Raw genomic sequence first — 13,969 nt, forward strand, 5'->3', positions numbered from 1 at the left:
TCTTAAAGAAATTCGATATGTAAATGGGTACTGACCAAGAATTACACAAAAGAATTCAAGAAAAACAATCAAGGGAAACTCTGGTCGACAAACTGACCAAAGTAATTGAGTCCAACCTTAACAACGATCAATTCGGGGTCGATGCACTTGCACGAGCATCCGGAATGAGCCGATCTAGTCTTCATAGAAAACTGCAAAAGCTCTTAGGAGTGTCTACAAGCCAATTTATTCGGGAATATCGATTAAAAAGGGCCTTGGAGATTATGACAAATGAAGGAACTACAGCCTCTGAAACCGCTTATCGAGTAGGGTTTGGTAGCCCAACCTATTTCAATACATGTTTCCATAAGTACTTTGGCATTACTCCTGGCGAAGTCAAATCAAAAAACAGCGATGAAATTATAAAACTTATCCATGGAGGGAATACTAAACCTGTAAAAGTTAAAACTAAAAAAAGATTGATTTGGCTAATATTATTAGTACCTGTATTTGCTTGGGCAATCTTTAGTTTTCTAGGTCCAGACACCAAGGACAAACAAGAATTGGGAAAAAGGGGCACAAGCATTGACGAAAAAACCATAGCTGTACTACCCATAAAAAACTGGACAGGAAATCCCGATTTAGAATATATCTCTGATGGTATGACAGATGCTGTAATCTCTAGACTTACAAAAATCGATGCTATTGAAAAAGTGGCGCCCTTTGCTTCAGTCTTGCAATACAAGGATAGTGAAAAAACAATTGAGTTAATCGCCCAAGAATTAGGTGTTACAAACCTTTTGCAAGGAAATCTTCAAATTTCAGGCAATCAAATTAAAATCAACTTACAATTAATTCACGGGAATTCTAATGTTCATCTTTGGTCTGAAGAATATACAAAAGAATGGAAAAGTGATGAAATCTTTAAGATTCAAGCCGAAGTGGTCGAGTCCATAGCCAAAAATATGAGCGCAAGTATTTCTGAAAACGAATTAGCAGCTATCCAAAAAATACCCACTAAAAGTAAATTGGCCTATTCCTTTTTCCTTCAGGCCGAGTTTCAACGTAACAAAGCCAATGAATCAACCTACAAGAATGCTATTGACCTTTATAAAAAATCCATTGCCTTAGATTCCAATTTTGTGGAAGCCTATACTAGCCAGGCAAGAGTATGGAGTTTTGGAGGATTGGTTTGGGGAATTTTTGACGAACGTACTGCATGGAAGAATACCAAGGGTCTATTAGAAAAAGCACTCAAAATTGATCCAGGTAATAAAGAGGTGGAAGAAGAACTGTATTCTGGCTATTTCTATTATGACTGGAATTTTGAATTGGTAGAACCGTATTATCAGACTATATTCAAAGATGCATATTATGATGATACACCCTCTTTAATTGCAGATTATGCTATCAAAACAGGAAGATACACCCAAGCGGCAGAGGGAATGGATCAACTTCTCTTGATAGATCCCTCTTTTGGAGTTCTTTTCTGTTTTAAGGCCGAAACGTTAATGTTCCTCAATAAACCCAACGAAGCACTAAAATTGTTGGAAAGCACTAATAGTTTGTACGACGACAACCTTTGGTATTTGCGTGAATCTGCAAAGAACTACTATTACCTCGGAGAATTTGAAAAGTCAAAACATCAACTAGATAAAATTTTAACCAAATTTCCTGATTACCCACCAATCTTAATGTGGATGAACGCCGTTTATGCCAAAATGGATGACGATGAAAAAAATACTGCCATGTACTTGACACAACTGCATAAGGCATACCATTCAGGTTCATCAGGTAGTCCTGCCTGGTTTCTGGCCATGTACCATTGCCATTTAAAAGATTACGAAGAAGCCTTTGTTTGGTTACAAAGGTCCTATGAACGGCACGAGGTGGAACTTACATGGCTTCGCGAAGAACCACTTTTGGCTCCTGTAAGAAACGATCTACGATACAAAGAACTTTATAAAAACATAGGTTTCTCAAGTATTGGCTTGCCCATAAAGTCGACTTCCGAATTTTGATTGGAACAAACTAACCTATCAACATCATTTAAAGGTTCTGCACCATAATTTCAATCTTCGCACAAAATTTAAAATCAACGCAACATGCCTGTTAGGCAGTGTTTTACTCTTCTTTTCATCTTTGTTTCAATCAAATACTGATGCAAGAAAATCTTGAATTAAAATCAATTATAAACACTTAAATCAATTATTATGAAATCAAAATTAAAGTTGGCATGTATTATTTTATTAGGCTTTTTAACGAGCAGCTGTAACGCACAAATGGAGAAAGCTAAAGTAGATTTGATCAATGAGGAATTCCCAGAAGCAAAACAGGAAGTAATGGAAACTTTTGGAGCAATAGCTCAGAGTATTAAGGATAAAGATTTAGATAAGCTAATTTCTTTTCATGCGTATAGCAATAAGTTTACAGAATTTAAAAATGGCGAGCCAAGAAACGGGAGCGAAGCAAATGAAGCTCATGAACGTGGTGTTTTTGGATCTGTGAGCGAAGTCGTTAAATTTGATGCTAATGATTTAAAGATCGCTGTTTATGGTAATGTAGCCAATTTAACATTTCACTCAGATTTTCATCTCAAATTCGGTGAAGACCTAGTTGTAGTAAATGATCAAATTACTTTGCTATTCGTTAAAACATCCGATGGGTGGAAAATGGTTCACGAGCATCATTCTCCTTTAAAAAAAGAGGAAAATTAAAACTATCCTACAATAATCATTAGAGATTATTAAACAAGCGCAAATCAATTTAACTTGCGCTTTTTTTTATGCTTTTATTCATTTCTCAAAATAAGCATACCCAAATCCATAACGGCTAATTCTTTTTTTTTGAGCGATTAAGAAATAAAGTCCATGACCAATAAGAGGCATAAACAACAGTAAATGACAGACTCATAATATAACAAACTGTTGATAATTTCTTACAACAGAATGGCTAATCTATTGATTTTCAATTTTGAATCCTCTAAATTCGCTTATCAAACAATAAAATCAATTACAACTGAATTTATCTAACTGTTAGCCTCCATTAAGACACAAAGAAAAATCAATGATAAAATTCTTTAGAAAAATAAGACAGCAATTGCTCAAAGAAAATAGCGTTGGTAAGTATTTCCTCTACGCCATTGGCGAAATTGTTCTTGTTGTAATAGGGATTTTGATTGCGGTTCAGTTGAATAATAGAAACCAGGATCGGGTTCAGCAAAAAGAGATAGAAACCATCCTGATCAAGATACAAAAAGAGATTGTCTCAGATTTACATTACAGTAATGGTAGGCTTAGAAATTTTGTAGAGAGAGATTCCTTAAAAAATCGAATCCTCAAGCGCCAGATTACCTACGACGAATTAAAGACCGGTAAAACTAACCTATTTCACTTCAGCAATCGTTATTTCCTTTTTAGTATGAAAATAGCAGGCTATGAACAGTTAATGGAGCATCTTGATGACATGCCTGAAAAATATGACGATCTTTTACGACGACTTGATAGACATTACCGGTCTGGAACAATACAGAGAACCAGAGCTAAATTAGACATTTACGAAGTTGTTCAGAATTATAATAATTATTTGGCAGAACATGAATCCTGGTATGGGCAAGACCGGTATCATAACACAATTAGTGACGCTCAAATCAATTTTTATTTGAATGATCCTTATTTTTTAAACCATATCACCAGATTAAATCAAGCAATCAATACATCAATGCGTGAACTGGTACGTTGGCGTATTGTGGCTATCAGGATTTTTCACGAGATCAATGAACTCTTAGGCGAAAACCGTCAAACGGTACCAGATATTGCAAGAACTACAAGCCTCAACTCGGCATCAGAAAGCTCCAAATATGTAGGAACCTATGTCCTTTCCAAAGGACCAAAAAACACCGATTTAGGTAGCAGGTTGGAAGTGACCTCCAATAAAAATGATCTATTTATCCAATACCGTGATGAGCGCGAACCCATTCAGTTAAGGATCATGCATGAAACTAAGCCTTGGTTTGTCCTAAATAGGTTTGCATCTACTGTTTTTCGATTTGAACATAGTGGACCAAACACCATTTCTGTGGTTCTTGGTAACCATGATCAGACCTCTTGGGTAAAAATGGATGACAACTAAAATATTGAAACTAATAAACGAATAACGACAGGATAATAAATTCTATGAAGTTCATGCCTCCCTTTTGGTCGCCACGCCACATACACAAAAACGATAAGCGCTTCTCCCAATAACTCCATTAATTCTCTAAATACTACATTTGTATCTATACTAACTAATCTTTGAGAACCAATAGGCTATATTTTATTGATGCAGTGCGTGCATTTGCCATCTTAATGATGCTGCAAGGGCACTTTATTGATACCCTGTTAGACGTTAACTTTAGAGATGAGAACAATACTGCGTTTCAAATTTGGACCTACTTTAGAGGGATAACCGCACCCACCTTCTTTACCATTTCTGGGCTTATATTCACCTATCTGCTTATCAGAGCAAAACAAAAAGGCACTGCAAAACAGCGCATGCGTAAAGGATTGATAAGAGGATTGATGCTCATAGGTATCGGTTATCTTTTGCGCGTACCAATTTTTGAGTGGCTGGTCGGTGAGTTTAACAGCTACTTTTTGGTTGTTGATGTGTTACAATGCATAGGTTTATCGCTAATTGGTGTTGTCCTCTTCTATAAACTAACACTTAAAAACACCTTGGTTTTTTCGGTTTTAATGTTACAGATTGGGATATTAATTTTCACTACAGAGCCTTTATATCGCGACTTAGTTCTGACAAATGTACCTGAGTTTTTGGCAAACTATATGACCAAATCACACGGTTCTGTTTTTACCATTTTACCATGGTTTGGATACATGGCCTTTGGTGCTTTTATTGCTACCTTGTTCTATGGTTATGTTGACAGACCAAAGTTTAAACCAAGTATTATAGCTGGTTTTATTATCGTTGGCTTATTTTTAATTAACACCTCATCTTATGCGTTGATGAAACTCTATTACTGGAGTGATTTCATTTTGCTAAAAGAGGTGGCCTATTTTAATTATCTATACACCAGGTTAGGAAATGTGCTTATTCTATTCGCAATTTTTTATTTGTTTGAATCTATTGTAAAACAACCCTTAATATTAAAAATTGGTCAGAAGACCCTATCTATTTACGTGATTCACTTTATTATTATCTGGGGAAGTTTTACGGGTTATGGTTTACATCAGATCATAGGCAAAACCTTAGTGCCTTGGCAAGCTATTTTGGGAGCCTTAATATTCTTAACCGTAGTTTGCTTTATATCCTTCCATTATGCCAAGACCAATGCCTTTGTATATTCTAAAATCAGAATATTAATAGATAAGATAAAGCGTATTTAATATTGGTTATACCAATCGAAGTTTTCTTCTATAATCCGTTCTTTTTCTGAATTAATAAAATCTAGATAAGCCAATGCTGTTGGTGACAATTTTTTTGATTTTTGCCATACCAAATTCCAAGTTGTAGTTATAGGTAATCCTTTAAATGGAATAATCTTTAAATCTCCGTTTTTTAGTTCGTTTTTTATACCAATTAATGGCATTATTGAATAACCCAAGCCAGCAATAACGGCTTGCTTAAGCGCTTCGTTTGAAGTGAGTTCCATTTTTTTTGGAGTAGAGATATTGTGGCTGGCAATAAAGCTTTCCATTGCGCTTCTCGTTGCAGATCCATCCTCTCTGTATAACATTGGATAGGTTTCAAAAATTTTCTTTTTGCTTACTTTTCTATCAAATTTATCTTTGGTACCACCGACCAAATAAAGTTTATTAGCCATAAGTTCTACACGCTCTAAATTCATTTGTTCAGGTATAACTGAAACCAATGAAAAGTCAACCTCATTATTTTCTAAGCTCTTTACCACACTTTGCTTATTGGTAACATCCATTATAAGATCTACACCACTATTCTTATTTGTAAAGTCCGATAAGAAATATGGCATTACATATTTACCAGTTGATACTACTGAGATTTTTAATCTACCAGCAACCTGGCCTTTAAAAGACAAGGTCTTATAGTTTATGGCATTTACCTCATTTAATATTTTTTCTGCAGCTTCAGCAATTTCTTGTCCAAAATCCGTGACATAAAGCTGTCTTCCAACAACTTCAGTTAATGGAATTGAAAACTGATCTTGGAATTTTTTTAGTTGAATTGACACAGCTGGCTGGCTTAAAAAGAGAGCCTCTGATGCTTTTGTAATGCTCTTTAACTGTGTGATTTTTAAAAAAATTTGAAGTTGATGCAAGGTATAGTTCATAACTTTTATTTATGTATATCATTAAAAATATATATAAAAATAAATAAAATATTTGTTTCAATTTTGCATCAGAATAAATTTTAATAAACATTTAATACCCAATTTAACATGTCGAGATTAGAATCTAACGCATCCATTAAAAACTTAAGTAAAGAAGTATCTAAAAAGTCCGCATTAAGACCAAAAGTATATGCCGCATTAACCATTTTGGGCTTTTCAGGTTTACTAACATTGTCTTATATGAATGGCAACATTTTTATGGAACAAATTGCCATATGTGCCTTTATCATTACTTGCATAGCCATTATCAGAATAATGGAAACGAATTAATCTTAACCAAATAATTATTTATAAAATTTATATCATGACAAATACTGAAACAAAGCAAAACGTAGAAAAAGCAAAACAAGAAGTACAGTTGGTTGAAGGTATGTTTACACCATCTGAAGCAACTCATATTGTTAATGCATTGATAGATCAAAAAGTGAATTTTCACAAGATTCAGAAATTAAGACTTTGTGAAGGATATGAAGCGTCTGACACAACTTACGAAAACAATCGTATCACAGAACTAAATGATGCAAAACAAACAGCTAAAGATTACATTTCTATCGCCAGAAAGGAAGGATACAACGTAGTAATCAACGGTACACTCAACATCTCATTTGTAAAGTAATTAGTTGCTAATAGCAATTTTTGAATGGACTTACATCTATTATTCGATAACTTAACGAATCCTGCACTCCTATTCTTCTTCCTAGGGATAATTGCTGTGCAACTGAAGAGTGATTTAGAGATACCTCCAAATTCCTCAAAGTTCATTTCGTTATACTTGCTCTTGTCTATAGGGTTTAAGGGAGGACAAGAGCTTTCACATAGCGACCTAAATATGGAAATTATTTGGTCGCTATTTTTTGGAATTATACTCGCCATAGTCGTGCCCATTTACAGTTATTTTATTCTGAGACGTAAATTTAGTGTTGCCAATGCAGGTGCTATAGCAGCTGCTTATGGTTCTGTAAGTGCAGTGACCTTTGTTACGGCAATTTCATTCTTAGAAATAGAACAGATTTCCTTTGGTGGACATATGGTTGCAGTAATGGCTTTAATGGAAGCACCATCAATTATTGTGGGTCTATTACTTATATCAATGTTTGATAAAGAAAATGCCGTAAAAATCTCAATGGGAAAAGTAGTAAAACACGCTCTAACCAATGGTAGTGTTTTATTAATATTGGGAAGCCTTGTAGTTGGGTTCCTTGCCAGCGAACAACAAGCTGAAGGTATAAAACCATTCACTACGGATATTTTCAAAGGGTTCTTAGCTGTATTCTTATTAGATATGGGAATAACAAGTGGAAAGAAACTTTCAGCCTTTGTTAAAAAAGGTTGGTTTGCGCTCATATTTGCTATTGTAATACCTATAATAAATGGAAGCGCAGTTGCGGTAATTAGTTCAATTTTTACTCAAAGTGAAGGAAACCGCCTATTATTTGCAATTCTTGCGGCAAGTGCATCTTACATTGCTGTACCAGCAGCAATGCGAATAGCAGTTCCTAAAGCAAATCCAAGTTTATACCTGCCAATGGCATTAGCGATAACATTCCCGTTTAATATCACATTGGGAATGCCCTTATATCTGTGTATTATTCAAATGTGTCAGATATTTTAATTGGTTGTAGTTAGTAGTGTTGAAAAGGCTTCCCGTTTAGGAAGCCTTTTTATTTAAGTGGTTATGAGATTGTGTCTAGAAGTTTTAATTACCTTTATAAGACCAACTAATGAAGCATATGAGCAAGGAAATTCTTGAAGATTTTTACACTGCATTTAATAACCTAGATGCCAATACAATGACATCATTATATCATGATGATATTGTTTTTGAAGATCCTGCCTTTGGCATTTTAAAAGGAGAGAAAGCAAAAGCCTTGTGGCAAATGCTTTGCGAATCACAAAAAGGCAAAGACTTCAAAGTTGTACATTCTAATATTGATTCTGAAAATGATATTGGTTCTGCGCATTGGGAAGCCTTTTATACGTTTAGTAAAACAGGCAGAAAGGTGCATAATAAAATTGATGCTAACTTTGAGTTTAAAGATGGATTAATAGTAAAGCATACTGATGTATTTAATTTATATAAATGGGCAAGGCAAGCAATGGGTTTCAAAGGCCTGCTTTTAGGTGGGTTTTCTTTCTTTAAAAGTAAATTGAATCAACAAACTAATCGTCTATTAGAAAAGTATATGAATGAAAAAAAGCTATCTCGTTAGGATCAAGACAGCTTTTTTTAATAGCAATGTTTCTTTTTAGGGACTTTATAAGTTTACTTTATGTTTCATTGCATATTAGAATATTCAAATCTTATGCCAAAAATTTGTTACTTAAAGTTAACGGATTGATACTAAAATCCTCTATTTCAAGGGAAAACGGAACATAAATTGGATAAAATAAATGTGGAAGTAGTTTTTATCGATTAACTGTAGGCCTTGACCTTACCCACTACACCTTTATAAAATGACTTTATGTGTTCAAAATCAGCTTCTATATCATCAGTCGGGTAAAAAGGTTCAGAAACTTTATTCTGTTTATTTTCAAAATCTAAAGTGAACATTATTATAGGCACATTGGCAGCTTTAGCTATATAATAAAAGCCTGTTCTCCACTCTTCTACTTTTTTACGAGTACCTTCTGGTGCTAAAGCCAATCTAAACTCATCTTCATTTTCAAAAAGCTTTGCAATAGCTTCTACCTTATTTTGACCAGGAGTTCTATCTATTGGTCGTCCTCCAATGGCTTTAAAATAATAATTAAAAGGCCATTTAAAGAGTTCCTTTTTACCAATGAAATTGGTTTTAATATTTACAATCTGTCTAAGTAAAAGTCCGATATAAAAGTCGTGCCAACTAGTATGGGGTACAGCAATAATTACCGCTTTTTTGATGGTTTCTTTAGAAAAGGTTGTATTTCCAACAATTTTCCAGCCGAGAATTTTAAAGTAAATAAATTTTGCCAACCAACGCATTCTACATCTTTTTGTATAGCGTCGTCAATTTTTCTCTGGTAATTTTGGTTTTCCAGTTCTTACCTAAGGCATTTTCCCAAAGCGGTTCCAGGCTTAAAGCCACGTTCACCATAATATCTATTTGATCGTCATGCAGTTCCGCGCAAATACCTTGTGGCAACTCGATATTATGCTTTTCTTTCATTTGCTTAAACATAGCCACACCTTCTGGATAATACTCCTCAAGATGATCAAAAACGATACAGTTGCCAATTCCATGTTTAATGCCTAAAAGATAACTTAATCCATAACTCATTGCATGAGCAACACCTACTTGAGAATATGCAATGCTCATACCTCCGTGCCAAGAGGCCATCATTAATTTATCTTGAGATTCTTCTTCAGTCAAGGTATCACTTAGAAATATTTCTTTACAAAGTTCAAACGCCTTTTCGCCATAGCTTTGGCTAAATGCATTAAGAAACGTACCATCTAAAGATTCTACACAGTGAACAAAACAGTCCATACCAGTATAAAACCATTGATCCTTTGGTACACCCTTAGTTAATTCTGGGTCCAACACAACTTGATCAAACGGAGTATAATCACTATTAATACCCAGTTTTCTATCAGGACCAGTTAATATAGTAGTTCTAGAAACCTCAGCTCCAGTACCAGATATAGTTGGTACGCCAACATGATAAATTGCTGGGTTTTTAATTAAATCCCAACCTTGGTAATCCTTGGATTCCCCTGGGTTTGTTAACATCAATGAAACTGCCTTGGCAATATCCATTACAATACCACCTCCAATTCCAATAATTCCAGAGGGCAACTCACTGAACTCAAGTATAATATCTTCAACTAGTTTATCGATCTGAGAAGTTTTAGGCTCCTCTTCAGTGGGAATGTAAATGATCTTATCCTTGTATGACAAAGGAATTCTAGAAGTCAACCAATGGTTTCCTTTAAAAACATCATCAACGTAAAATATAAATGGTGCATTGCGTCCTTTGCGTTTTGACGCCAAAATTTCATCTAATTGATTGAAACTTCCGCGTCCAAATATTACTCTAGACACCATTGGATAATTTTTATATATCATTTACTTAATTTCTTAAACAAAAATAAAACTTAGTTTAATTCTTTAATTTGAAATACTTTAAAATTTCAGTTAAACTTTCTACTGTTTTATAGGACTTTCCATTAGTTTCCTTATCAGTTACCTTTTCATGTTGCCATGTCGTATGAAAAGGCACATGAATTGCTTGTGCACCGATATTAACCAATGGTAAAATATCGGACTTTAATGAGTTACCTACCATTAAAAACTCAGAGGGTTTTATATCTAAATGCATTAATAGCTTTGAATAATTGCTTTCTTGTTTTTCGCTCAATACTTCAATATGATGGAAGTAATCTAACAGTCCAGATTTTTCCAGTTTTCGTTCTTGATCTAAAAGATCACCTTTTGTCGCCAATATTAATCTGTATTCTCTTGAAAGCATTTTCAAAACCTCCTCTACTCCTTCTAATAGTTCAATTGGTTTATTAATCATCTCTTTACCAATATCTAAAATGTGGCTAATTATAGAATTTGATACAGATCCATTAGAAAGTTCAATAGCCAATTCTACCATAGACAGAACAAATCCTTTAACACCATAACCATAGGTGGCAAGGTTTTTCATTTCCATCTTAAATAATTCTTGGTCTATCTTATTAGGTGTTTCAAAATGAGACAATAAATTACCCACACGTTCTTCAGCTTCACGAAAATATGTTTCGTTAACCCAAAGCGTATCGTCGGCATCAAAACCTATTACTTTTATATGTTCAAAATCTATTTCCACAGTCGTTTTGCACGTTCTAAATCTTCAGGTGTGTCTATTTCTACACCTTGTATTTCGGTTTCAACCATTTTTATGCGCTTACCATATTCTAGGTATCTGATGCACTCAATCTTTTCAGTTGCTTCTAGAAATTGCATAGGCAATACAGTAAAATCTAAAAGCGCTTGTTTTCTAAATGCGTATATACCCTTATGCTTAAAATACCTTGCTCCAGCATCCTTATCTCTTGGATATGGTATGGCGCTTCTAGAAAAGTACAAAGCGAAATTATCTTGATCTACAATCACCTTAACCGTATTAGGGTTATTGATTTCATCCCAATCGCTTATCTCTACCATTAAGGATGCTAGGTCTATCTCCTTTTTGGAATCATCCTTAAAAACTTCTAATACTTTTCTTAAACTTTCACGTTCTGTAAAGGGTTCGTCTCCTTGAACATTTACAACTATATCGCAATCTACTGATTCTACTGCTTCAGCTATCCTATCACTACCAGACTCATGTTCCTTAATGCTCATTATGGCTTTGCCACAATTATTCACAATTTCATCATATATAATAGAACTATCAGTAACAACATATACCTCACTAAAAAGCTCCGTCGCCACTGTTGCTTCGTAAGTGCGAAGAATGACGGATTTACCAGCTAAATTCTGCATTAACTTACCTGGAAATCTAGAAGCACTATAGCGTGCAGGTATCATGGATATAATCTTCATGTTTCTATTTTAACGAAACCAAAAATACGGGTTTAGGTTGATTTTTCTCTCTTAGGTTTTAACTTTTTGTACACTTTGAAAATCAAGTAAAAAAGAAATAGAACTAAAACAATTGCCAATATTGGTAAAAATATGGAAACAATGGACATAACTACCGACGTACCAGTCTCTATTGTAGATACTAAGGGGTTTGCAATGCCTGCAGTTGATACTGTAGAACCCAATCTGGTAGTACTCGTTGTACTTTTAATTGCGGCTGCTGTACCGCCTCCTGCAATAATTGCCAATGCCCAAGTTACCACAGGACTTAAATCTGCGACTGTTGAAACCATAACTGCAGTACCTGCAATAGTCGCTAAAGGAATTGCTATGGTATCTAGTGCATTATCTATTAGTGGAATGTAATAAGCTACAACCTCTACCAAGGTGGCTACACCTAGTGTTATCACTGCAACAGTACTACCAATCCAAGCCCAAGATTCATTAAGTTCCCAAACATCAAAATAGGCTGCTAAACTTAGTGCAAAAAGAGGTAGAAAAACTCTAAAACCAACAGATGCTGCAAGACCAATACCAAGAAATATACTTAAAACTGTTTCGGTTGTCATACTTCTAATTTAAATCATTTTCAACAAACATTTCATTTTTAAACCCAATAAGGTATAATTTCTCCTTAGCTCTTGTTACGGCAGTGTACAACCATCTTATATAGTCCTTATCCATTCCATTAGGCAAGTAAGGCTGCTCAACAAAAATGGTATTCCATTGACCACCTTGAGATTTATGGCATGTTATTGCATAAGAAAATTTCACCTGTAACGCATTGAAGTATTTATTGTTTTTTACGCCCAAAAATCGTTTATAGTTAGATTTTTCATTAGCATAATCTTTAGCAACCTCTTGATATAACCGATTTGACTCATCATAACTTAAGGATGCACTCTCAGCGTCAATTGTATCTAGTAATAGTACAGTTTCAAAAGGCCGCATCCTTGGGTAATCTACCATTTTTACTTTTACTTCGGCAAATCTAAATCCATATAACTCTTTAATGCTGAAAATCTCTAGAACCTCAATAATATCACCATTAGCAATAAATCCTGCTTCTGTGGTTGGTTTTATCCAGAAATAATTATTCTTTACCACCATTAAATAATCACCGGCAGACAATTCACTTTCATTAAACAAGATCCGTTCTCTTATTTGCTTGTTGTATAGGTTTGCCCTTTTGTTACTTCTTACAATTATCGCTGTTTCCTCATATCCATCATTACTGTAGGCATCATTAATGGCATCCATGATTTCATGACCATCAATAAGACGAACTATATCCTCAAAAGGGTTGACATTAAATTTAAAACTTTCATAAAAGTGAGATTCTAACACTGCCCTTAATTCGGTCGCATTCTCTAAAATACCTGAATCTTGTTCTTGTCTAACGACTTCATCCAATTCAATACTTGTAACTTCCTTATTATAATTAAGGCTCAATTTGTCTCCATCTAAAGCAGGACTTAAATCTGATTTTACGGGTGGTAATTGTGCCTTGTCTCCAATTAGCAGTAATTTACATTGGTGGCCAGAATAGACGTATTGCATTAAGTCATCTAATAATGATCCGTTTTCAAAAAGTTTTGAATCCGAAGGGATATCTGGTATCATAGAAGCTTCATCAACAATAAAAATTGTGCTTCTATGCTTGTTGGGCTGCATTACAAATTTTACACCACCACTTTTTTCCTTTTTCGGAAAATAAATTTTCTTGTGAATGGTAAAAGCTTCTTTTTTAGAATAATTGGATATTACTTTAGCCGCTCTACCCGTTGGTGCCAACAAAACAGCACTTTTCTTCGCTTGCCATAAGTTTGACACCAAAGTTCCTATTATACTAGTTTTACCTGTACCAGCATATCCTTTTAATAAATAAATGTTGTTGGATGACTTATCAAATATAAACTGCGACAACTGTATTAACACCATATCTTGCTTGGATGTAGGTGCAAAAGGAAACTTGGATTTTATTAAAGTATAGAATGCAGAGGCATTGGAAATCATACATCAAAAAATATATAAGCAAGATAGTACTATTCTACATTTAAAAAAGGGTTATTTG

General features: G+C 34.4%; 15 protein-coding genes. 8 read left to right on the forward strand and 7 right to left on the reverse strand.

Annotated elements, in window-relative coordinates; genetic code table 11:
• Window positions 1-23 precede the first annotated feature (23 nt).
• The 4 genes from LBV24_RS08355 to LBV24_RS08370 all read left to right on the forward strand — a co-directional run bounded on the left by LBV24_RS08355 (window position 24) and on the right by LBV24_RS08370 (window position 5,363).
• Window positions 24-2,000 carry a helix-turn-helix domain-containing protein gene (locus LBV24_RS08355; RefSeq protein ID WP_224478191.1) on the forward strand — a complete coding sequence of 659 codons (1,977 nt, stop codon included), beginning with the start codon at window positions 24-26 and terminating at the stop codon, window positions 1,998-2,000.
• A 192-nt stretch (window positions 2,001-2,192) separates the two neighbouring features.
• Window positions 2,193-2,696: a YybH family protein gene (locus tag LBV24_RS08360; RefSeq protein ID WP_224478192.1), complete on the forward strand. Its 504-nt coding sequence runs from the start codon at window positions 2,193-2,195 to the stop codon at window positions 2,694-2,696.
• Between the two features lie 349 nt (window positions 2,697-3,045).
• Window positions 3,046-4,110 carry a hypothetical protein gene (locus LBV24_RS08365; RefSeq protein WP_224478193.1) on the forward strand — a complete coding sequence of 355 codons (1,065 nt, stop codon included), beginning with the start codon at window positions 3,046-3,048 and terminating at the stop codon, window positions 4,108-4,110.
• 161 nt (window positions 4,111-4,271) lie between these two features.
• The gene (locus LBV24_RS08370; RefSeq protein ID WP_224478194.1) at window positions 4,272-5,363 is read left to right on the forward strand and encodes a heparan-alpha-glucosaminide N-acetyltransferase domain-containing protein; all 1,092 of its coding nucleotides are present in this window, start codon (window positions 4,272-4,274) and stop codon (window positions 5,361-5,363) included.
• Here the strand turns inward: LBV24_RS08370 and LBV24_RS08375 are convergent.
• Window positions 5,360-6,283 carry a LysR family transcriptional regulator gene (locus LBV24_RS08375; RefSeq protein WP_224478195.1) on the reverse strand — a complete coding sequence of 308 codons (924 nt, stop codon included), beginning with the start codon at window positions 6,281-6,283 and terminating at the stop codon, window positions 5,360-5,362. The genes LBV24_RS08370 and LBV24_RS08375 overlap by 4 nt on opposite strands.
• 108 nt (window positions 6,284-6,391) lie before the next feature.
• Between LBV24_RS08375 and LBV24_RS08380 the strand changes: the two genes are divergently transcribed.
• From LBV24_RS08380 to LBV24_RS08395, 4 genes are all read left to right on the forward strand, one after another.
• Window positions 6,392-6,613, forward strand: a complete 222-nt coding sequence (locus LBV24_RS08380; RefSeq protein WP_224478196.1) for a hypothetical protein — start codon at window positions 6,392-6,394, stop codon at window positions 6,611-6,613.
• A gap of 34 nt (window positions 6,614-6,647) precedes the next feature.
• The gene (locus LBV24_RS08385) at window positions 6,648-6,959 is read left to right on the forward strand and encodes a hypothetical protein (RefSeq protein WP_224478197.1); all 312 of its coding nucleotides are present in this window, start codon (window positions 6,648-6,650) and stop codon (window positions 6,957-6,959) included.
• A 24-nt stretch (window positions 6,960-6,983) separates the two neighbouring features.
• A complete protein-coding gene (locus tag LBV24_RS08390; RefSeq protein ID WP_224478198.1) occupies window positions 6,984-7,955 on the forward strand; it encodes a sodium-dependent bicarbonate transport family permease in 972 nt (323 codons plus the stop codon).
• 118 nt (window positions 7,956-8,073) lie between these two features.
• Window positions 8,074-8,553, forward strand: a complete 480-nt coding sequence (locus tag LBV24_RS08395; protein WP_224478199.1) for a nuclear transport factor 2 family protein — start codon at window positions 8,074-8,076, stop codon at window positions 8,551-8,553.
• 203 nt (window positions 8,554-8,756) lie between these two features.
• On the opposite strand, the gene LBV24_RS08400 is transcribed toward LBV24_RS08395, so the two are convergent.
• From LBV24_RS08400 to LBV24_RS08425, 6 genes are read right to left on the reverse strand one after another with little or no spacing between them, the layout of a single operon-like run.
• Window positions 8,757-9,305 carry a 1-acyl-sn-glycerol-3-phosphate acyltransferase gene (locus LBV24_RS08400; protein WP_224478200.1) on the reverse strand — a complete coding sequence of 183 codons (549 nt, stop codon included), beginning with the start codon at window positions 9,303-9,305 and terminating at the stop codon, window positions 8,757-8,759.
• A gap of 1 nt (window position 9,306) precedes the next feature.
• Complete coding sequence (locus LBV24_RS08405; protein ID WP_224478201.1) at window positions 9,307-10,389, reverse strand: iron-containing alcohol dehydrogenase family protein; 1,083 nt, start codon at window positions 10,387-10,389, stop codon at window positions 9,307-9,309.
• 34 nt (window positions 10,390-10,423) lie between these two features.
• Entirely contained in the window at window positions 10,424-11,137 is a 714-nt protein-coding gene (locus LBV24_RS08410) for an HAD family hydrolase (RefSeq protein ID WP_224478202.1), read from the reverse strand.
• Window positions 11,128-11,856 (reverse strand): 3-deoxy-manno-octulosonate cytidylyltransferase, encoded by a 729-nt coding sequence (gene kdsB / locus LBV24_RS08415; protein ID WP_224478203.1) that lies wholly within the window; start codon window positions 11,854-11,856, stop codon window positions 11,128-11,130. Before kdsB ends, LBV24_RS08410 begins: the two co-directional genes overlap by 10 nt.
• A 32-nt stretch (window positions 11,857-11,888) precedes the next feature.
• Window positions 11,889-12,464: a DUF4126 domain-containing protein gene (locus LBV24_RS08420; protein WP_224478204.1), complete on the reverse strand. Its 576-nt coding sequence runs from the start codon at window positions 12,462-12,464 to the stop codon at window positions 11,889-11,891.
• 4 nt (window positions 12,465-12,468) lie between these two features.
• Window positions 12,469-13,911, reverse strand: coding sequence for an ATP-dependent DNA helicase (locus tag LBV24_RS08425; protein WP_224478205.1), 1,443 nt, complete (start codon window positions 13,909-13,911; stop codon window positions 12,469-12,471).
• Window positions 13,912-13,969 lie beyond the last annotated feature (58 nt).

It is taken from the genome of Winogradskyella vincentii, from assembly GCF_020166345.1.
In the GTDB taxonomy this organism is placed as follows: Bacteria; Bacteroidota; Bacteroidia; order Flavobacteriales; family Flavobacteriaceae; genus Winogradskyella; species Winogradskyella vincentii.